This window comes from Aeromonas sp. 603079, assembly GCF_049172135.1.
Taxonomy (GTDB): Bacteria; Pseudomonadota; Gammaproteobacteria; order Enterobacterales; family Aeromonadaceae; genus Aeromonas; species Aeromonas veronii.
Map to the genome: position 1 here is coordinate 13,494 of NZ_JAAKPX010000003.1, position 21,037 is coordinate 34,530.

Genomic DNA, 21,037 nt, shown 5'->3' on the forward strand with positions numbered 1-21,037 from the left:
ACCGCGCCAAGGCGCGGCTCCCGAATGGTGTTGTTACCCCGTGGCCTTGTTGCCACAGGGCGTGTTGGCTCAGCCCTTGCTGGATGCGGCGCTCACCTGCGGGCGATAGCTGCGCTGCCAGAGGGTAACGAAGATCGCCAGATAGAGGGCCCAGGTCAGCAGCTGCAAGCCAGCGGGTGAGGCATTGTAGCCAAACAGAGCGCGCAGGAAGGTACCAAATACCCCCTGATCGTCGAGAATGTGGCTGATGTCGAATACCGGCGTGGTCCAGAAGGTGATGATATCTGCCGCCTGCAACATGTTGACGGCAGACGAGAGCAAGCCTGCGGCGATGATGATGATAAGCAGGCCGGTCCAGCGGAAGAAGGGGGCCAGCGCCACCTTGCGGGTGGAGCGCAGCAGCCCCCACACCAGCGCGATGGAGACCAGCAGCCCCGCCAGCGCGCCCATCAGGCCCGATTGCAGATCCACCCCTTGGCCCGAGTAGAGCAGGGCGGAGAAGAAGAGCACGGTTTCAAACCCTTCGCGCATCACCGCCAGGAAGGCGAGCAGCACCAGACCAAACAGGTTGCCGCCATCGATGGCTGCATCGATGCGCGCCGTCATGGCCCCCACCTGGGATTTGGCCTGTTTTTGCATCCAGATCGCCATATAGGTGAGCACCAGAGTGGCGAAGATGAGGATCCCCGCCATCAACAGGTGGTTGTAGCGCTCGCTCTCGAACTGGCTCACCACCACCTGGAACAGGAAGGCGACCACAAGGGAGGCGACAAGGCCAAGCCCCACCCCCAGATAGATGAACTTGTTGTAGCGGCTCGCCCCCAGCTTGGCGAGGTAGGAGAGGCAGATGCCGACCAGCAGGAAGGCTTCCAGCCCCTCGCGCAGGGTAATCAGAAAACTTGCAAACATCAGGATTGAGGCTCCGTAGCGGGCGTGATGGAGAGAGGCTGCAGGGTCAGTTGCAGCCGATTGAGTTGCACTATGGGTGGCTCCGGCAAGCTCGGCTCGGCGGCGCGCACCGCATCATTGACCCACTTGGGGTAGGTGCGGAAATTGAGTTTGATATCGGCCTTGAAGGGCCCTTGGGCTTCTGCGGGCAGCGACCAGGCTTCATCGCGCCAGCCATCGGCCGGAATGCGGGTATCTTCCAGCAGTTTGGCGTAGCGCCAGAACTTGAGCCCCACCGGCTTGCCCTCGGCATCACCGAACACTTTGCGAAACAGTCGCGCATCTTCAGGGACGGCACCATCCACCGGCTGGCCGCTGGCAAGCACCACCTTGCCGCTGGCGTCGGTGACGGTCAGCTCCAGCCAGAGTTCACGAAAATCGGCCACTCCGGTGGGCAGGGCATGGCCTGCGCCGGTATTGGTGACCCGCACCACCAGCTGTTGGCTATCGGCAGCCTGTTCGATACGGGCGGAGAGGGTAGCGCTGGAGCGCAAGAGCGCCAGACTCTCCTGTTCAAGGTCGGGATTGCGCAGCCCCACCAGCTGGTGCTGGGCGCCGGTAAAGTTGTGGCGATAGAGCCGGGCTTTCATGGTGCCGTTTTCGGTGGACTGGCCCGCCACCGGCGCGCCGCCATTGCCCGGCTCCGGGTTCATGTGGCAGTCGATGCAGGTGCGCCGTTTGGCGGGATCCTCGGCCTTGGCGAAGCTGGATTTTTCCCACTCGTCCCAGGTGTTGACGATATTGGCGCCGGTGCCCGGGGCAAACTCGTTGTGGCACGACTTGCACAGTGCCGCGTCGCGGTAGAAATCCTTCTGATAGGAGGCTTTGTGGGCTGCCGGGCGGGCGTTGATCTGCCGCTCGGCTAGCCAGTGCTGGAGGCTGCCGCCTGCGGCATCCTCGAACACATAGCTCTCGCGGTCTTTCAAATTCACGGTAAATGCGCTGTTGCCGCCCGCGTCTTCTACCTTGGTGATGCGATGGCAGAGCACGCAGCCGGTCCCTTCCTCCACCACAGGTTCGCCCGCCTTGTGGGCGGCAATCAGCGAGGCGCCACCCTGCTCGAACATATGGGAGCCCTTGGGCAGATCCAGCTGGCCTGTCATCACCTGCTGGGGCATGTGGCAGCCCTGACACCACTGGCCGAAGGCTTCGCCCTCGGTTTGGCGGGCCAGCGCCTGCACCACCTTATAGTAGGGGTGGGAGTTGCCCATCAGTCGGTGGTTGCTCTCGCTCCAATCTTTGAACGCCTGTTGGTGGCAGTTCTGGCAGGAGGCGGAGTTGAGCCAAGCCTTCGGGTGAGTGGTTGGTGCCTTGGCGGGATCCGTGCGCAGGGCATCGAGTCGCAGCCAGTTGGCGAGATAGGGGAGGTTGCCATCGGCGGTGACGAAGGCGTGTAAGTCCTCCATCATCGCTTTCACTTCCGGTTGGGGCATCGCGGGGTCAACTGCCTCGGCCCCATCGCGGGTGTCATGGCCCATGCCGCCCTGGGTCTGCTGGGTCATGCGCAGGTATTCGCCGACAAAATCCCCCGCCACCATGTTGGTGAGGTTGGCGTGGCCGTTGATGGCGTTGTCGCCGCTCTTCTGGCGATGGGCCGCCATCAGATAGCGGTTGGTGAAATTGAACCCATCCAGATGGCAGGAGTTGCAGCTCATCCAGTTGTCCCCCGCCATGGGGAAGCGTGAGTTGGACGCTGTGTTACCAAGGTTGAACAGCCGCTCGCCGCGCTGAAGCGGCTCGGGGCGCGGATCTGTCTCTACCAGCTTGGCAAAGTGGGGCACATCGACGGTGACCCGGGCAAACGGGCCGCTGCCGCCGCTATTGAGGCGGGTGAGATCCTGCCCCATGGCGTTGTGCACCAGAATATGGTCGCCATCGATCAGCAGATCCCGCGGATTCTGGCCCGGCAGGTGACGCAAGAGCTGGGTCGCCTTGGCCCCCCCCTGAAACTTCTTGCGGCGGTGGCGGTTGTTGTTGGACTTGCCGCTGCGGGAGAGGTCAAACACCAGCAGATCTTCCGAGCCCGCCAGCGTCAGATAGACCCGCTTGCCATCGGCGGTGAAGCGCGCCGCGAAGGGGTTGGAGACGATCTGGCTGCGGTTGCCGACGCTTGGCAGGTTGATCTGCAAAAAGAGCTGTTTTCTTTCATCGACCCGCTCTTTCTCCTCATCGAGATCGATGATGGAGACGGCCGGAAAGACGGTGCTCTGAAACTGGAAGGGGTGATCGAAGCTCCACAGCACATGGGGCAGCCAGGCCTCGCTGCCATCGGGGGAGAGGGCGATGCCATCGAGCAGGCGCGGCAATCCCTGGGAGTCGCTCGGCGTGTCGCTATGGGTCTCGGCCAGGGTAATGAGTTTGGGCTTGGGAAGCGAAGATCCCTTGGCGCCGTGGCCAAGCTTGGCGAGATCATAGATGGCGAGCTGGCCGGTCATGGCGTGGGTGAGCAGCAGGCGATCGTCGTCGGTCAGGGCCAGTCCACGGGGAGTCTCGGCGGTTTCTGCATCCAGCTTGAGGTTGCCTGTGGTGTCATAGGCCTGCAGGCGAGCGGATTCGAACTGCGTGACCCAGAACCACTGCCGCTTGGCATCGAAGATGACCCCGTAGGGGCGATGGCCGGTGGGGATCGCCTTTGCCAGATCGAGATCATCATCCAGCAGCAGCAGGCGATCGCCGCTGTAGTCGGTGACCAGCAGGGTGCCGTCATCGGCGCGGGCAAGCTGGCGCAGATCGCCTCCCAGCTGCACCTCTTTGAGCCGCTTGCCGCTATCGCGCTCAAGCAGGGTGACCGATCCTGTGCTCAGGTTGGCGGTGACGAGGCGCGGGGCGCTCCCTTCCTCATAGGCGATCATCCCGGCACCCATCTGCTGGGCAAACGCGAAGGGGCTGGTCAGCAGCAGGACGAGTGCCAGCAGGGGTGACAAATATGCAGAAAACGATGACTTCAACATGGGATCAGGATCGCCATTTCAAGATGGTCCAGCGCCAGGCGTGGCGCAGCACCAGAGGAGTTAACGCCAACGCGCTCAGCCAGTGGGCCCAGCTGGCGAGGTTGCCCGTGGCATCGCCCGGAGTGCCGTGCAGCACCAGCAGCAGGCCGCTGGCCAGACAGATCAGCAGCAGGGCTTCAATAATCCGCCCAGTGGTGCGTAAAAAGGGTTTGTTGCTGCGGTTCAACAAGCTGCGATGGGAGAGCCAGAAGGCGCCAAACAGCAGGGGGAACAGGGTGAGCGAGAGCATCACATGGAAAAACAGATTCCAGCGTGCCAGCGACCAGAGCGGGGTCAGCGGTTCCCACAGCAGCAGGCCTGAGAAGAACATCAGATAGAGGGTGCCCTCGGCGGCCTGATGGTGGTAGGCCAGCCACTGCCAGAATTGTCGGGGTGAGAGAGAAAGGCTTGTCATAAAGGCTCCAGCACCCGGGCGGGGCCGCCCGGGGGGAGCAAGTTTATAACGCAGTAAGAGTAATGAAAAGTGTTATCAATTCCATTGATAATGAATCAAGCCTGAATGAACGGGGTGACCGAACACGGCTATTGATAATCCCTTATCCGCTTGGCCGCCACCTATGGGGCGAGAGTGCGGGCGCAGCCGTTCCTCGACAACGGGGCCGCTTGCGGCTCGGGGTTATGATCGCGCGTCTGGCTTGTTGTGGGTGTTCAGCTCACCAAGAGGCTTTTTATATTTATTTCAATTGATTGCAGCTAAAGCTTGGCTAGATGTTCGACTCCTGATGAGGATCATCAGCAGCATATTCCCGTAGCTGGCGACTGCGCAGCAGATACCAGAGTGACCAGAGGCTGGCGACCAGCACCAGTGCGGTGGGCCAGCTGAATGACCACTTCTGCAGATTGAGGCTGTGCAACTGCATCAGCAGGCCGCTGACGGCAGAGCAGAGCAGCAGCAGCGGGCTGTGGCGCCGGAGTCTGGCGCGAATGCTCTGGGTCTGCTGATAGGTGCCCCCGCAGGCGAGCAACGCCAGCATGGCGGGTACGTCGGTCAGCAGGCTGATGTAGAGGGTGATTTTGTCCGGATAAAAGAGGGTCAGGATCTCGCTGCCGCTCTCGCGGGTGACGCCGGCCATCAGAAACAGCCAGACCGAGCGGGTCAGCAACAGGGCGATGGGCCAGAACCAGAGGGGAGGGCGCAACTGGCCGTGATCGTCATATCGATGTTCGGGGTAGAGGGTCATGGTTGCCCGATATCCATTCATAGAGTGCAAGTGATGCAAGGGATATGGGGCGAAGGCGAGCCCTTTGCAAGGCGCGGGAGAGAGCGGGAATTAATCGGGGGGCCATGCCCCCCAATCCGCGAAAAGTTGTCTTGTGCCGAGCGGCTGGCGTTACAGCCACCCCTTGCGCTTGAAGAAGAGCCCGGTGCCCAGCGATGACATCACCATCAGCACCAGCGAGAGGGGATAGCCATACTCCCAGGCGAGCTCAGGCATGCGGCCAAAGTTCATGCCATAAATACTGGCGATCAGGGTCGGCGGCAGGAAGATCACGGCGGCAACCGAGAAGATCTTGATCACCTTGTTCTGCTCCAGATTGGTCACCCCCATGGAGGCCTCCAGCTGGAAGTTGATCTTGTCGAACAGGAACTGGGTGTGAGGCAGTAGTGACTCCACGTCGTGCAGCATCTCGTCGATCCACTTGTTCTGCTCCAGGCTCATGCGCTGGCGCAGGCTGCGTTTGAGGAAACGCAGGGCGCGGCGGGTATCGTGCAGGGAGAGACGGATCTGGCCGTTGGCCTCTTCCTGTGCCAACAGCTCCTTGAGCATAGGGTTGATCTGATCCGGCTCGAAGATCTGATCGGCGGTGTTTTCCAACGTCTTGTAACCATCTTCGATAAGATCGGAGAGGTACTCCACCTTGAGGTTTTGTACCTCCAGCAGGATATCGAGGGCATCCTCCACCTCCAGCCGATCCTGGCGCATATAGTGGCGCAGCAGGCGCACCAGCCCGATGTCATCTTCACGAATGCTGATCAGCAGGTTGTTGCGCAGGGTAAAAGAGACGTGGACACCCTTGGTGTCACGACCGATCCGTTGGGGAAACAGGGAGTGAATGTGCAGACCATCGGTATCCCAGTAAAAACGGGCGGATGCTTCGATGTCGTCGAGCTCTTCCTTGTCGGGAACCTCTTCCAGGAACAGGCCCGTCAACCATTCTCGCTCTGCCGTGTCCGGCTTGTAGGCATCCAGCCAGACCGTGTTGTCAGGTACTATGTCGTCAGGCCCGAGCGTGACTATGTCCAGCACCTTGTTATTGAGAATGTAGGCGGTGATCATCTGTCCCCCCTTAAAAAGTCATGGGTAATCAGGGATGGTTGCACAGGTCATGCGGCCTTAGATCGCTGCAGAAGGCGATCCCGTGGATAAGCAGATCGGGCCGATGGAAAACCTGAATGCGGCGAACTATACAGGGGTGGGCCCCGCTTGTCAGGGGCTATTCATCAGGGATTCAGCTTGTTTGTCCAAAAAAACAGCGAGGTCGGATCACCTGAGCGGCTATGCGGGGTAGAACCCGCCTTTGGCTGGGGGAGGGGCAGCTGGGGCTGCTTGTTGCCGCTGCCCCGCTTCATCACATATTCGGATAATTGGGCCCGGAGCCCCCCTGTGGCGGCGTCCAGATAATGTTTTGACTGGGATCTTTAATGTCACAGGTTTTGCAGTGAATACAGTTGGCGGCGTTGATCTGCAGTTTGGCCGCGCTTTCCATTTCCAGTACCTCAAACACCCCGGCCGGACAGTAGCGTTGGGCGGGTTCGGCCCAGGTGGGCAGATTGACCTCGACCGGAATGCGCTCGTCCTGCAGCTTGAGGTGGCAAGGCTGATCCTCGTCGTGACTGGTGTTGGCCAGATACACAGACGAGAGCTTGTCAAAGCTCAGTCTGCCATCGGGTTTGGGGTAATGGATGGGCTCGCAGCGGCTGGCCACGCGCAGCTGACGGTAATCGTGAGCCTTATCGAGCAGTTTGAAGGGCGAGTTTGCGCCAAACAGCCGTTGCTCCAGCCAGTTGAAGGCACCGCCCAACCAGGGACCATAGCGATGAAGAGCCGCGCCGAAGTTGCGCGCCGCCTTGAGTTCGCGGGCCAGCCAGCTCTGGTGCAGCTCGTCACCATACTGGGCCAGATCCCGGCCCCCTTCATCGCCCCCCCGCAGGGCCATCGCGACGGTTTTTGCCGCCAGCATGCCGGACTTCATGGCGGTGTGGATCCCCTTGATCCGGGAAAAGTCGAGAGTGCCCGCATTACAACCGATCAGCAGGCCGCCCGGGAAGTGCATGCGGGGCAGGGCGTGCCAGCCCCCCTTGGTGATGGCGCGGGCGCCATAGCTGATGCGCTCCCCATCTTGCAACACGCCGGCGATAAGCGGGTGATGCTTGAGGCGCTGGAATTCGTCGAACGGGCTGAGCCAGGGATTCTGGTAGTTGAGGTCGACAATCAGCCCGACCGCCACCTGATCCCCCTCCATGTGATAGAGATAGAAGCCACCGTGGCTATTGCCGCCCCCCTGCTTGCCAAGGGGCCAGCCACTGCCGTGCAGCACCTGTCCCGCCTTGCCTTGGCCAGCAGGCAGTTGCCACAGCTCCTTGAAGCCGATGGCATAGTGCTGGGGCTGGGCAGGGCTTGCTAGGTTGAAGTCGGCGATCAGCTGCTTGCCGAGATGACCGCGGGCCCCTTCGGCAAAGAGGGTGTAGCGGCCGAGCAGCGCCATGCCGGGCACATGATCTGCTTTCGGATTGCCCACCCGATCCAGCCCCAGATCGCCGGTGATGACCCCCTTGACCCGGCCCGCTTCCATGATAAGTTCGCTGGCGGTAAATCCCGGGTATATTTCGACTCCCAGTTTTTCCGCCTGTTGGCCAAGCCAGCGGCAGAGATTGCCGAGGCTGATGATGTGGCAACCCTCATTGTGCATCCGGGGCGGCACCGCCCAGGCGGGGAGTTGCAGGGAGCGTTGCTCGCTTTGCAGCAGATGAACCTGATCGTCGCTGACCGGCACGCCGAGCGGCGCTTGCTGCCAGCAATCCGGCAGCAGCTCTTGCAAGGCGACGGGATCAAACAGGGCGCCGGAGAGCAGATGGGCGCCAATTTCCGCTCCCTTCTCCAGCAGACAGACAGAGAGAGTGGCATCCTGCTGTTTCAGGGCGATGGCTGCACTGAGCCCCGCCGGACCGCCGCCGACGATGACGACATCAAATTCCATTGCTTCCCGTTCCATCTTGCCTCTGCGCTCTGGTTGGCCTAGGGTAATGCTGGTAGTTTACGTAAACGTAAAGTAGTTGTAAGCAAAACTGAGCAAGAAAAAGCAAAAAATTAGGGAAGAGCGTACTGCAACAAACGCAGAGGCACACTAATGAATTCAATCCAAAGAGACGAGGCATGACCCCATGAAGCTGCTGGTCGCAATCAAACGGGTAGTCGACTACAACGTCAAGATCCGGGTGAAGGGAGACGGCTCCGACGTGGAGCTCGCCAATGTGAAGATGGGGATCAACCCCTTTTGTGAAATTGCGGTGGAGGAGGGAGTCAGGCTGCGGGAAGCCGGGGTTGCCAGCGAGCTGGTGGTGGTGACCTTCGGCCCTGACGCTGCCGCCGAGCAACTGCGCCATGGGCTGGCGCTGGGGGCGGATCGGGCGCTGCATTATGTCACCGATGAGACGCTCACCCCGCTGACTGTCGCCCGCGCCTTGCACAAGGTGTGTGAGCAGGAGCAGCCAGATCTGGTGCTGCTCGGCAAGCAGTCCATCGATTCAGACAACAATCAGGTGGCCCAGATGCTGGCTGCCCTCAATGATTGGCCGCTGGCGACCTGTGCGTCCGCCCTCAAGGTGGAAGCTGGGGAGCTGCTGGTGACCCGCGAAATCGACGGTGGCCTCGAGACCCTCGGCATGCCGTTGCCTGCGGTAGTGAGCGCCGATCTGCGTTTGAATGAACCGCGCTTTGCCTCGCTGCCCAACATCATGAAGGCCAAGCGTAAGCCGCTTGATAGCGCTCCGTTCTCGACACTCGCCGTTGAGGTGGCCAACCAGACCCGTTTGCTCGGGGTGATGGCGCCGCCAGCCCGCAGCGCCGGGATCAAGGTGGGCTCGGTGGACGAGCTGGTGGACAAACTCAAACACGAAGCGAAGGTGCTGCCATGAGCGTGCTGATCATTGCCGAACATCATCAGGGCCATCTGGCCGACAACGTGGCACAACTGGTCACCGCCGCCGGAGCCATCGGCGGTCAGGTTGACCTGCTGTTGCTGGGTCAGGGGCTGACCGAGGCGGGTGAACAGGCGGCAGCCCTCAGCGGCGTCGACAAGGTGTTGCTTGCCGAACATCCCCTGCTGGCCGACGGGCTGCTGGATGGGGTGGACAAGCTGCTGGCCAGCTGGTGCGAAGGTTACAGCCACTGCCTTATGGCGGCGAGTGCCATGGGCAAGGCGCTGCTGCCACAGGTGGCGGCCCGGCTCGGGGTGGAGATGCTCTCCGAGGTGACGGCTATCGAGAGCAGCGACACCTTCCTGCGCCCCATCTATGCGGGCAATGCCATCGCCAGAGTGGCAAGCTCGGCGCCCGTCAAGGTGATGACGGTGCGGGCCACCGCGTTTGCCAAGGCGGCGACGGGCGGGCAGGCTCTCATCGAACGCTTGGCCGTGCCCGAATTCGCTGGTCGTACCCGGTTGGTCGAGCGCCGCGCGGTGCGCTCCAGCAGGCCCGAACTGACCGCCGCCCGGGTGGTGGTCTCCGGTGGCCGGGCACTGGGCTCCAAGGCGCAATTTGCCCTGATTGAGGCGCTGGCCGACAAGCTGGGTGGGGCGGTGGGGGCATCGCGAGCCGCCGTTGATGCAGGATATGTCGCCAACGATCTGCAGGTGGGGCAGACCGGCAAGGTGGTGGCACCCGAGCTCTATATCGCGGTCGGTATTTCGGGCGCCATCCAGCATCTGGCGGGGATGAAGGAGTCGAAGGTGATCGTGGCCATCAACAAGGACAGCGATGCCCCCATCTTTCAGGTGGCGGACTACGGGCTGGTGGGGGATCTCTTCACTCTGCTGCCGGAGCTCACCGCCAAACTGTAAATTTGTCAGAAATGGCTGAGCTGTGGTCGTTTATGCGCTCTGCCCGCCATTTCTGTGCATGTTCCCTGCAAGCCCTGACCCGTTCAGGGCTTTTTCTACTGCAAGGGGGAGGCAGAGTGACGGTAAAAGGTTGAGCCAGCTCCCAAAAAGCCTTTGATCCGCTGGCTGCTCTTGTGTAAAACCTGACAAGTCATCGATTACTCTCATCCACTCACGGAAAGCGTCATGAGCAAACAGATTTACAACTTCTGCGCCGGCCCCGCCATGCTGCCGGTTGAAGTCATGGAGCGCGCCCAGCGCGAATTTTGTAATTTTCAGGGGCTGGGAGCCTCGGTCATGGAGCTTTCCCATCGCGGCAAGCCCTACATGGCGGTGGCCGAGAAGGCCGAAGCGGATCTGCGCGAGCTGCTGGCGGTGCCGGACAACTACAAGGTGCTCTTCATGCATGGTGGCGGCCGCGGTCAGTTCTCCGCCGTGCCCATGAACCTGCTGGGCGGCGCCAACAAGAAGGCGGACTTCCTGCTGACCGGCGTCTGGTCCCAGAGCGCTGTGGATGAAGCCAAAAAGTATGGCGATATCCAGACCTTCCAGGGGGTTGCCAAGAACGAGCAGGGGATCTCTCACCTGCTGCCGACCCCGGCGTTTCGCGCCGATGCGGCTTATGTTCACTACTGTCCGAACGAAACCATTGACGGCATCGAGATGTTTGACATCCCGGCTACCGGCGAGGTGCCGCTGGTGGCGGATCTCTCCTCCACCATTCTCTCCCGTCCTCTCGAGGTGAGCCGCTTTGGCATCATCTATGCCGGTGCCCAGAAAAATATCGGGCCGTCCGGGCTTGCCATTGCCATCGTGCGCGATGACCTGCTGGATCAGGCGAGAGCCGATGTCCCCTCGATTTTCGACTACAAGCTCACTGCCAAGAACGACTCCATGTTCAACACGCCGCCCACCTACGCCTGGTATCTGGCCGGTCTGGTGTTCGAGTGGCTCAAGGAACAGGGTGGCCTCGAGGCGATGGAAGCGCGCAACAAGGAGAAGGCCGACTTCCTCTATGACTATCTCGATCAGTCGAGCTTCTACGGCAATCAGGTGGATGTCAGCTGCCGTTCGCGGATGAACATCCCGTTCCAGCTGAAAAATGCCGAGCTGGACAAGCAGTTCCTGGCCGAATCGGAAGCCGCTGGCCTGCTGGCCCTCAAGGGGCACCGTATTGTCGGTGGCATGCGCGCCAGCATCTACAACGCCATGCCGCTGGAGGGGGTGAAGGCCCTAGTGAGCTTTATGGATGGCTTTGCCAAGCGCCACGGCTGAGAAGATAGTACCCACGTGCTTGCCGGCGGCCTCTCGTGACAACCAGTGAGCCGCTTCCAGCTATTGCAGTGATTCAAGACGCCGGGGATACCCCGGCGTCTTTTTTTCAACAGAACCAGCGCGCTGGCGTTTGCCGTGCGATTTCCCCTGAAAGTGCCCTTGCCGAGCGGGACGCAGGCTGTTAACGTCCGGACAGGCGTTTATTTTTGAGATAGCACAGGAAGTCTATGAATTCGTTGCGTTTGGAACCCATTTCTCGTGTGGCCGGTGAGGTCAATCTGCCCGGCTCCAAGAGTGTCTCTAACCGTGCGCTGCTGCTGGCGGCGCTGGCTCGTGGCACCACCCGTCTGACCAACCTGCTCGACAGCGATGACATTCGTCATATGCTGGCTGCGCTGACCCAGCTCGGGGTCAAGTACAAGCTCTCCGCCGACAAGACCGAGTGTACCGTGCAGGGTCTGGGTCGCAGCTTTGCGGTGAAAGAGCCGGTCAATCTGTTCCTCGGCAACGCCGGTACCGCCATGCGACCGCTGTGCGCCGCGCTGTGCTTGGGCTCCGGTGAATATACTCTGGGCGGCGAGCCGCGCATGGAAGAGCGTCCCATCGGCCATCTGGTGGATGCCCTGCGTGAAGCGGGTGCCCATATCCAGTACCTGAAACACGATGGTTATCCGCCGCTGGTGGTGGACGCCAAGGGGCTGTGGGGCGGCGATGTGCACGTCGACGGCTCCGTCTCCAGCCAGTTCCTGACCGCGTTTTTGATGGCGGCGCCGATGGCGGCGGGCGATACCCGGATCCACATCAAGGGGGAGCTGGTTTCCAAGCCCTACATCGACATCACCCTGCACATCATGAAGCAGTTCGGGGTGGTCATCGAGCACGACAACTACAAGCTGTTCTACATCAAGGGCAACCAGACCTACATCAGCCCGGGTGACTTTCTGGTGGAAGGGGATGCCTCCAGCGCCTCCTACTTCCTCGCGGCGGGTGCCATCAAGGGTAAGGTGCGGGTCACCGGTATCGGCAAGCACAGCATTCAGGGTGATATCCACTTCGCCGACGTGCTGGAGAAGATGGGCGCGCGCATCACCTGGGGTGGTGATTTCATCGAGGCGGAGCAGGCGCCGCTGCACGGAGTGGATATGGATATGAACCATATTCCCGATGCGGCCATGACCATCGCCGTAGCGGCGTTGTTTGCCGAGGGGCCGACCTCCATTCGCAATATCTACAACTGGCGGGTGAAGGAGACCGATCGTCTGCACGCCATGGCGACCGAGCTGCGCAAGCTGGGCGTCGAAGTGGAGGAGGGGCATGACTTCATCACCGTGACCCCGCCGACCCAGCTCAAGCATGCCGAGATCGATACCTACAACGATCACCGTATCGCCATGTGCTTCTCGCTGGTGGCGCTGTCGGATACCCCGGTCACCATCAATGATCCCAAGTGCACCTCGAAGACCTTCCCGGATTACTTCGACAAGCTAGCCAGTATCAGCCAGCGTGGCTGATCACTGACAAACCCGTCATCACCGACGCTTCGGGCCCGCGCTGAGCGGGCTTTTTTGCCTTCCTCATCCGCACTTCCATTTCGCGTAGCATCATTTCAATAACTTGCAAGATTGCTCCGCAAAATAGTTTTGTGATTGCTGTAATTTCCTATTTACACATGGGCTGTCGCGGGCTATGTTGAGATTTCCTAATCGCAGTCATCTAGCAGGAAGCCTTGTCATGCAGCATCAAACCGACGACGTTCGTATCAGTGAAATCAAAGAGTTATTACCCCCGGTTGCGGTGCTTGAGAAGTTTCCGGCTACCGAGGTGGCCTCGTCCACCGTTTTTGAATCCCGTCAGGCCATTCACAATATCCTGGCCGGCGAAGATGATCGTCTGCTGGTGGTGATTGGTCCTTGCTCCATCCATGATCCGGTTGCCGCGCTGGAGTATGGCAAGCGCCTCAAGGCGCTGCGCGACGAGCTGAAAGGTCAGCTGGAGATCGTGATGCGGGTCTACTTCGAAAAACCGCGCACCACAGTGGGCTGGAAGGGGCTGATCAACGATCCGTACCTCGATAACAGCTGCAAGATCAACGACGGTCTGCGCATTGGTCGCAAGCTGTTGCTGGATCTCAACGACATGGGGCTGCCGACTGCCTCCGAGTTCCTCGACATGATCACCCCGCAATATGTGGCGGATCTGATGAGCTGGGGCGCGATCGGTGCCCGTACTACCGAATCCCAGGTACACCGCGAGCTGGCCTCCGGTCTCTCCTGTCCGGTGGGCTTCAAGAACGGCACTGACGGCACCATCAAGGTTGCCATCGATGCCATCGGTGCCGCCAGTGCGCCGCACCACTTCCTTTCGGTCACCAAATACGGTCACTCCGCCATCGTGGCGACCCGCGGCAACCCGGACTGTCACATCATTCTGCGTGGTGGTCGTGAGCCGAACTACAGCGCCGCCCACGTGGACGAGGTGGTGAAGGGGCTGGAGAAGGCCGGTCTGCCCCAGAAGGTGATGATCGACTTTAGTCATGCCAACAGCAGCAAGCAGTTCAAGAACCAGATGCTGGTGGCCGAGGATGTGGCCGGCCAACTGCGTGCCGGCAGCAAGGCGGTGTTTGGTGTGATGGTGGAGAGCCATCTGGTGGAAGGCCGTCAGGATCTGGTGGAAGGGTGTGAACTCACCGTCGGCCAGAGCATCACAGATGCCTGCATAGGTTGGGCCGATACCGAAGTGCTGCTACGCAACCTGGCGGATGCCGTTGCAACCCGTAACGCCCGCTAAAGACCGGATTTCGCAGTCGCAGTGACAAAGAGAAAGTGATAACCAGAGGCCGCTATTGCGGCCTCATCTATTCGTGTTGCGGGGCTTAAGGCTCAGGGCAGGGCATCGGGCCGGAAGCTGGCGCGGATCTGCGGCACCAGGCTCGAGGGGTCGAATCCCTTCTCTTCACCCAGCACCGGATGGAGCAGGGGCTTCTCTTCGATGGGGGTGATATCCCCCGCCAGCAGCTGGCGGGTGGCCTGACCCATCTGGTAGAGCTGGCGCACCGGCGCAAACTGGGTCGCCAGATTGAGGGGGTCATCGGCGCGGGTGAAGGCCATCATGGGGATCTGGTAGGTGGCATCGCGCGCCGGCTTGTCACCGTGAATCCCCTTGCCGGCAGACATCAAAAACGGCTGGTGATCGCCAAAGGCCACCACCAGATAGCGCTTGTCCGACTGGTCTAGGGTCTTGAGCAGTCGCTCCAGCGAGGCCATGGCATCCACCACCCCTGTGTAATAGGTGTTGAGTAACTGGGTGTCGCTCTCGCTCTGGTTCGGACAGGCGCCGCTGCGCTCCTGCCCCTGATAGCGGGGGCCATCGAAGGGGCCGTGCCCCTGCATGGTGACCGCATAGGCAAACAGCGGTTTGTCATCCTGTTCGCTGCGCTTGAGCAGGTGGTCGATCAGCGCATCATCTGAGATATAGAGCCCCTTGTGCTCAAGGGTGGTGAAGCGGGTGTCGAACCAGCGCTCCTCATAGCCGAGCGCCGGGATCGCCTTGGCGCGGCCCCAGAATTTTTCCACATAAGGGTGGGCGAACAGGGTCTTATAGCCGCTCTGTCTGGCGCTCTGGGCTAGCCCCGGCACCTGCTGCGAGAGGTAGTAGTAGGGCACTACGCCCTGCTTGAGCAATCCCACCGGCAAGCCGGTGTTCATCTCGAACTCCGCCAGCACCGTCATGCCGCCGGTGGTGGGGGAGTGGATGGTCTTTTGCCACTGCTGCACGCTGGCGGGCAGGGAGAGGGTGGGAGCCGGTGCGCAGATCCGCCCCTTCCAGTCGAGCCAGAGCGATTCATATTGCAGCACGATCACCAGATCCCAGCGCGGCGCTATGCCCTGGGGCGGATGGCTCAACTGCGGGGTCAGCTCGTTGATCTGCAAGGGGTAGCGAAACACGCTGCCGCTTTGCAGCATCTCGTCCACCAGATTGAACAGATAGAGGCCGGGGCCGGAGCGGATGATGTCCCTGTGGTAGTTGACTGCGCGGTCCACGTAACGAATGTTGGCCCCCAGCAACTTGTTGCCGGTCTGGGTGGCAAAGACACAGAGGGCAAAGAAGGCGACGGTGGCGGCTGCGGTGCGCAGCACCCAGCGCGACAGGGCAAAGCGCCAGCAGAGAAACAGTGCCAGCAACACGGTGAAGATGGGCAGGATGGGGTGCTGGTCGAGCAGGATCCGCAGCAGCGCCAGCAGGTTGCCAAAATCGTCCCCGCCGAGCGGCACGCCGTAGATGGCGATCTTCATAAAGTTGGCCAGCAGACCTATGCCTGACAGCGCGGTAAAGACCAGCCCCATATAGAGGTTGAAGCCCGCCAGCGCGCAGAGGCTCCAGCCCAGCACCATGCTGCCCCAGGCCAGATAGTAGTGCTCCGGCCGAAAGCCTGACCAGAGCAGAAACTCCCCCAGCTTGAACACCACGAAGCCGTGCAGCAGCACGAAGGTGAGGTTGCCGAGCAGCAGGCTGCCGATGATCCGCCAGCGCAGGCTGCGGCGCAGCTTTGGCAGCACCGTTTTGAGCACGGCGGCGCTCAGGGCCAGCACTAGGGTCAGGCTCACCACCAGATAGGTGAGGTTGAAGCCCTGCTCCGGCAGGGTTTGCAGGATCTGGCTGAAATCACCGCTCTCGGGGCGATCCTTGAGCAGCAGACCGATGCGCAGCTGATAACGGCTGGCCAGTGCATCGTCCGGTGCGCGCAAGGTGCTGTTGAGATCCAGCGAGCAGCGGTTATTGCGGCACACCTGACGCTTATCCACCGATTGACTGAGCTGGTCGATCCGCTCCCCCTTGTCGTTGAGCAGCTCCACTCGCACCTTGTCCCCCGCTTGCAGCGGCCCCCGCAACAGCCACTGGCTGCGCACCACCAGATAGAGGCCGCGGCTGTCGCTTTTATAGAGCAGGGCGTGGCGGGTGAGGGTGGCCAGCGGATTGTCGGCGGGGCCCAGCACCAGCGGTTGGGCACGGCCCAGCCAGCTACCGGGATTGATCAGCGGCAACAACAGGGTCAGCAGCAGCAATCCGCCCAGCAGGGCAAGCAGCCCAGAGGGCAGGCTCAGAACGCGGGGGCGGCCTGAGGAGGGGCGATTCATATAAGCTCATCCTTTGAGCGAGTGAGGGAGAGATCGTTCATCCGCATAGAGTTTGACCCGATGGTGCGGGCCTTGTTTCAGCTTGTCAATTTAATGACCACTTAATGAATATTTGGTTACAGCTCAACCTTGCAAATTGTGATCCCGATCGAGGGGTTGTTCGGAATATGTGATGAAAGCGTCATCATGGGGTTTTGCCACTGGCTTGGGAGGGATCTGCTGTTTAGTCTCTCGATAGCGACTGGAGGTACATGTATGAATCCCAAAGTGATGGCACGTCAGGCCAGATTGCTGCGCATGCTGGAGAGCAAGGAAGAGATCCGGATCGGACGCGAGCGCGACTGCCCGCTGCCGCTGGCCCAACTGGTCAAGCTGAAGGATAGCCATCCGGCTGTGGTCAAGGTCTATCGCCACGGTCTCACCGCCGAGGTGTTTCACCTCAAGGTGGATGGGCATCACTGGTGCCTCAAGCGGCGCCGTCAGGATTCACTGGTGGCCAACCTCGATGGCAAGACCGCCTTTCTGACCGAGCTGGAGCGGCGGCGCGAAATCGAGGCGCTGCGCGAGCTGCATCCTACTGTCCTCTCCCACGTGGTCTGCACCAGCTTTGGCTCGGCGCGCGCCGGGGTGCTGGTCTCCCCCTGGTTGCGGGGTGTGCCGGTCCATCAGCTCAACGAACGCAATCTGGCCCAGATGCTGGAGGTGCAGGGTGAGCTGGCCCGCTGGGGCTGGTTTGACTGGGACCCGAGTCCGGGCAACCTGCTCGATGACGGCGAGCAGATCTGCGTGTTCGACTTTGGCTATATGTGGACCTTCGATCCCCGCTTTGAATACAACTCCAACGGTCTGGTCGATCCGCAGTTCCATGTACCGGAGCGGTTGGAGACCCGTACCCTATCTGGACTCTGGCTCGATGAGGCCGATCCTTTACCGCAATTTCGCTACTGGCGCGAGCTTTGTCTGAAATGGGTGAAACGGGAGATCCACCACCTGAACCGTGAAGGGGCCAGCGCGCCCGTGCTGGCCCGCCTGCACGCCCTGCAAGGGGAGTGGAGCGCCGCGCTGGCGAGCGACGAGGCGCTGGTCGCCAACTGGTGGCGGGACATGTATCGCAGCCACCGGCTCGATGTGGCCGATGATCTGAGCGGCCAGAGCTGCGGCCCGCTCACCCTGCGTCGCCTCGACTGGTTGATGCAGGCGGTGACGGATCACTATCCGCTGCTGGTGGACAATCTCTCGCCTCAGGAGACGGAGCTCGGCCAGACCGGGCTGCTGGCCCGCTTGCAGCAGCTGCGCCGCGAAGCCGTGGCCTGCCAGCTGCCTGCCACCAGCCTTGCCTGAGCCAACACATCTGCGGAATAAAAATGAACAGGGCGCCTTGTAGGCGCCCTGTTGCATGGCCGGAATTTCCTCGGTTGAGGGTCAGTCCAGCAGCTCCTGATGGAGGCGGTTGACGATATTGCCCGCCTCGCTCTCCTTGACCAGAAAGCAGAGGTTGTGGGCGCTGGCGCCGTAGCAGATCATCCGGATGTTGTGCTCGCGCAGGGCGTCGAAGACCTGACTGCCCACCCCGTTCACTTCGCTCATCCGGTTGCCGATGAGCGCCACCAGTGCCAGACCGGTTTCCACCTCCACCTTGCAAAGCTGGCCCAGCTCGGCCAGTACCTTGTCGCTCAGGATCGGCTCGCCGTTACTCTGGCTGCCGGTGTGATCCAGCGTCAATGACACGCTCACCTCCGATGTGGTGATGAGATCGACCGAGATGCGGTGACGGGCCAGAATGCCGAACACTTCGGCCAGAAAACCGTAGGCGTGGAACATGTTGAGGCTGTGCAGGGTCACCAGCACCTGCTGGCGGCGCAGGGCGACGGCGCGAAACAGCGGGCTTGAATCTGTGCTGGCGCGGATCCAGGTACCACCGGCGGCAGGATCCCTGGCGGAGCCGACAAACACCGGAATATTCTGGCGCACCGCCGGTTGCAATGTGGCGGGGTGCAGCACCTTGGCGCCGAAAGTGGCCATCTCGGCCGCTTCGACAAAGCTGATTTCGGGAATGGGGCGGGCGCGGGTGACGAGGCGCGGATCCGTGGTGTAGATGCCGGGCACATCGGTCCAGATCTCGATACTGGCGGCATCGAGTGCTTCGGCGAGCAGGGCTGCGCTGTAGTCAGAGCCGCCGCGCCCCAGCGTGGTGGTGCGGCCATCGCCATCGGCGCCGATAAAGCCCTGGGTGATGATGAGGCTGTCGCCAAGCTGCGGGCCCAGCGTCTGCTGGCAGAGGGTTCGGGTGGTGGCCAGATCGACGGTGGCCTTGCCAAAGCGGCTGTCGGTGCGCATTAGCTGGCGCACATCCTGCCAGTGGGCCTTGACGCCGCGCTGGCGCAGCAGCTCGGTAAAGAGGCGGGTAGACATCAGCTCGCCGCAGGCGATGAGGCGGTCGGCCAGCTCCGCATCGGTATGCTGGTGGGCTTGCTGGGCCATGAGGCGAATTTCGTCCAGCTGGCCATGAATGAGGGCGCTCACATCAACGGGGTTGCCGAGATCGGCCAGAATGGCCTGCTGGATCCCGGCCAGTTTGGCCAGCTGCTCGTCGCGGCCCGCCTCGTCCAGCTCCCCTTGTGCCAGAGCGACCAGCAGGTTGGTGACACCGGCACTGGCGCTCAGTACCACCACCCGGGTGGCGGGATTGGCCAGCACGATGTCGGCGCAGTGATTCATGGCCGGGAAGTTGGCGACACTGGTTCCGCCAAACTTGGCGACATTGATCGGGCTCATTGCTTACTCCTGTCTTATTTTAAGATTCCGGTTCCATCGGGCAAAAAAGAGAGGAGGAGGCTGAAAATGGCAGGAATGAACGAAGCTATCCCGGCCAGAAGCACTCCACCTGCAGAGCCCATCCCGTACCGCCCCTGACAGGGCGCGGTGGGGGATGATCACTACCGATGACAACCCGGGGGATTCAGCCCCCGCAGCCGACGTTGAGGTCACCAGTCTCCTCACTCGTCTCGGCGCTGCTCCCCCTGACCCAAGTTCACCGGACGCTGGCGTCCTCCCTTGGGCTGCCTGGGCAGCGCTCCTCTTCTGGCTCCACCAGGGCGGTGGAGTGCATTTAGAAATACCCTGCGTTGGATTGCACTGTCAATCGAGTTTGTGAAAAAGTTCAAATTGTCGGCTAACTCAACACAGAATCAATGGCTTAGGCAATGGTCTTTGACAAAACCTTGGAACGGCGCTGCCAGTTGTAGAGACGCTGGCGCGCCACCGGCAGATCTTCCACTTCCAGCGGATCGAAGCCCCGCTCCCGGAACCAGTGGATGGAGCGGGTGGTAAGCACGAACAGGCGACGGATCCCGAGCCGCTTGGCCCGCTCGGCCACCTTGGCCACCAGCTGATCCCCCCGGTTGGAGTTGCGATAATCGGGGTGGATGGCGACGCAGGCCATCTCCGCCATCGCCTCTTCCATAAAGCAGTAGAGGGCCGCGCAGCCGATGATGAGGCCATCGCGCTCGATGATGGTGAACTTGTCGATCTCCATCTCCAGCTGCTCGCGGGAGCGGCGCACCAGAATGCCTTCCTCTTCCAGCGGGCGGATCAGATCCAGAATGCCGCCGATATCCTCGATGGTGGCGGCGCGGGCCTGCTCGGCGCTTTCCCGCACTATCTGGGTGCCGAGACCGTCGCGGCTGAACAGCTCCTGCAGCATGGCGCCATCATCCTGATAGCTGACCAGATGGGAGCGGGGCACCCCGCCACGGCAGGAGGCGATCGCTGCACGCAGGTAGCGGGCGGTGCCGGACATCTCTTCGCCCGCCTGCTCCAGCTCCACCAGCAGCTCTTCGGCCTGCTCGGGGAAGAGCTCGGAGATGGCTTCGCCGCGTCTGTCCATCACCCCCTGGGTGCTGCTAAAGCAGATGAGCTTGTCCGCCTTGAGGTCGACCGCCACCCGGCGGGCCACCTCTTCGGAGCTCAGGTTAAAGCTCTCGCCGGTGACCGAGCAGCCGATGGGGGAGATGAGCACCAGACTCTTCTGGTCAAGCTGGCGGGTGATCCCCTCCACGTCGATGCGGCGCACCCGGCCGCTGTGGCAAAAGTCGATGCCATCATCCACCCCCAGCGGCTGGGCAGTGACGAAGTTGCCGCTCACCACGCTGATCCGCGCCCCCTGCATGGGTGTGTTGGCGAGTCCCATGGAGAGCTGGGCTGTGATGTCATATTGCAGGCCACCACACACCTGTTTGATGATGGTGAAGCTCTCGTCATCGGTGACCCGGATCCGCTTGTGATACTGGGCCTCGATACCGGCGCGGGCCAGCGCTTCATCGTTTTGCGGACGTGAACCAAACACCAGCACCAGGCGTATGCCCAGTGTCTGCAGCAGGGCGATATCGCTGACGATATTGGCGAAGTTGGGGTGGCAGATGGCTTCTCCCCCCATCATCAGCACAAAGGTGGCACCCCGATGCACATTGACATAGGGGGTGGATTGCCGGAAGGCATTGACCAGACTGGGTTCGCGTTCACGCACTTGATATTTCTTCCATAAAAAAACAGCGATTGGCTCAATATATG

Annotated in this window: 15 protein-coding genes and 1 riboswitch; of the genes, 6 read left to right on the top strand and 9 right to left on the bottom strand. The window is 61.3% G+C overall.

What is annotated here, in order from left to right:
- Window positions 1-69 precede the first annotated feature (69 nt).
- From G5287_RS02425 to G5287_RS02450, 6 genes are all read right to left on the bottom strand, one after another.
- A complete protein-coding gene (locus tag G5287_RS02425; RefSeq protein ID WP_164536636.1) occupies window positions 70-909 on the bottom strand; it encodes an FTR1 family iron permease in 840 nt (279 codons plus the stop codon).
- Complete coding sequence (locus G5287_RS02430; protein WP_421230744.1) at window positions 909-3,899, bottom strand: YncE family protein; 2,991 nt, start codon at window positions 3,897-3,899, stop codon at window positions 909-911. The genes G5287_RS02425 and G5287_RS02430 overlap by 1 nt, the downstream gene beginning before the upstream one ends.
- Before the next feature lie 4 nt (window positions 3,900-3,903).
- Window positions 3,904-4,353 (bottom strand): hypothetical protein, encoded by a 450-nt coding sequence (locus G5287_RS02435; RefSeq protein WP_100653541.1) that lies wholly within the window; start codon window positions 4,351-4,353, stop codon window positions 3,904-3,906.
- A gap of 310 nt (window positions 4,354-4,663) precedes the next feature.
- Complete coding sequence (locus G5287_RS02440) at window positions 4,664-5,140, bottom strand: DUF2919 domain-containing protein (RefSeq protein ID WP_216953818.1); 477 nt, start codon at window positions 5,138-5,140, stop codon at window positions 4,664-4,666.
- A gap of 150 nt (window positions 5,141-5,290) precedes the next feature.
- Entirely contained in the window at window positions 5,291-6,238 is a 948-nt protein-coding gene (gene corA / locus G5287_RS02445) for a magnesium/cobalt transporter CorA (RefSeq protein ID WP_266133904.1), read from the bottom strand.
- Window positions 6,239-6,530: 292 nt separating this feature from the next.
- A complete protein-coding gene (locus G5287_RS02450; RefSeq protein WP_421230745.1) occupies window positions 6,531-8,174 on the bottom strand; it encodes an electron transfer flavoprotein-ubiquinone oxidoreductase in 1,644 nt (547 codons plus the stop codon).
- A gap of 169 nt (window positions 8,175-8,343) precedes the next feature.
- Between G5287_RS02450 and G5287_RS02455 the strand changes: the two genes are divergently transcribed.
- The 5 genes from G5287_RS02455 (at window position 8,344) to aroG (ending at window position 14,120) form a co-directional block, all read left to right on the top strand.
- Window positions 8,344-9,096, top strand: a complete 753-nt coding sequence (locus tag G5287_RS02455) for an electron transfer flavoprotein subunit beta/FixA family protein (RefSeq protein WP_069553891.1) — start codon at window positions 8,344-8,346, stop codon at window positions 9,094-9,096.
- Window positions 9,093-10,019 (top strand): electron transfer flavoprotein subunit alpha/FixB family protein, encoded by a 927-nt coding sequence (locus G5287_RS02460; protein WP_216978614.1) that lies wholly within the window; start codon window positions 9,093-9,095, stop codon window positions 10,017-10,019. The genes G5287_RS02455 and G5287_RS02460 overlap by 4 nt, the downstream gene beginning before the upstream one ends.
- A gap of 225 nt (window positions 10,020-10,244) precedes the next feature.
- Window positions 10,245-11,333 carry a 3-phosphoserine/phosphohydroxythreonine transaminase gene (serC, locus tag G5287_RS02465; RefSeq protein ID WP_216978615.1) on the top strand — a complete coding sequence of 363 codons (1,089 nt, stop codon included), beginning with the start codon at window positions 10,245-10,247 and terminating at the stop codon, window positions 11,331-11,333.
- A 227-nt stretch (window positions 11,334-11,560) separates the two neighbouring features.
- Window positions 11,561-12,844 (top strand): 3-phosphoshikimate 1-carboxyvinyltransferase, encoded by a 1,284-nt coding sequence (gene aroA / locus G5287_RS02470; protein ID WP_421230746.1) that lies wholly within the window; start codon window positions 11,561-11,563, stop codon window positions 12,842-12,844.
- Window positions 12,845-13,064: 220 nt separating this feature from the next.
- On the top strand, window positions 13,065-14,120 hold the full coding sequence (gene aroG, locus G5287_RS02475) for a 3-deoxy-7-phosphoheptulonate synthase AroG (protein WP_144713523.1): 1,056 nt from the start codon (window positions 13,065-13,067) through the stop codon (window positions 14,118-14,120).
- Window positions 14,121-14,212: 92 nt separating this feature from the next.
- Here the strand turns inward: aroG and G5287_RS02480 are convergent, their stop codons facing one another.
- Window positions 14,213-16,468: an LTA synthase family protein gene (locus tag G5287_RS02480; protein ID WP_421172176.1), complete on the bottom strand. Its 2,256-nt coding sequence runs from the start codon at window positions 16,466-16,468 to the stop codon at window positions 14,213-14,215.
- A gap of 255 nt (window positions 16,469-16,723) precedes the next feature.
- Between G5287_RS02480 and G5287_RS02485 the strand changes: the two genes are divergently transcribed.
- On the top strand, window positions 16,724-17,809 hold the full coding sequence (locus G5287_RS02485) for a hypothetical protein (protein ID WP_421230747.1): 1,086 nt from the start codon (window positions 16,724-16,726) through the stop codon (window positions 17,807-17,809).
- Window positions 17,810-17,890: 81 nt separating this feature from the next.
- On the opposite strand, the gene lysC is transcribed toward G5287_RS02485, so the two are convergent.
- Both lysC and argA read right to left on the bottom strand, forming a co-directional pair.
- Window positions 17,891-19,243 (bottom strand): lysine-sensitive aspartokinase 3, encoded by a 1,353-nt coding sequence (lysC, locus tag G5287_RS02490; protein WP_421230748.1) that lies wholly within the window; start codon window positions 19,241-19,243, stop codon window positions 17,891-17,893.
- 90 nt (window positions 19,244-19,333) lie between these two features.
- A riboswitch (Lysine riboswitch) is annotated at window positions 19,334-19,557 on the bottom strand.
- 107 nt (window positions 19,558-19,664) lie between these two features.
- Window positions 19,665-20,993, bottom strand: a complete 1,329-nt coding sequence (gene argA / locus G5287_RS02495; RefSeq protein ID WP_005345063.1) for an amino-acid N-acetyltransferase — start codon at window positions 20,991-20,993, stop codon at window positions 19,665-19,667.
- Window positions 20,994-21,037 lie beyond the last annotated feature (44 nt).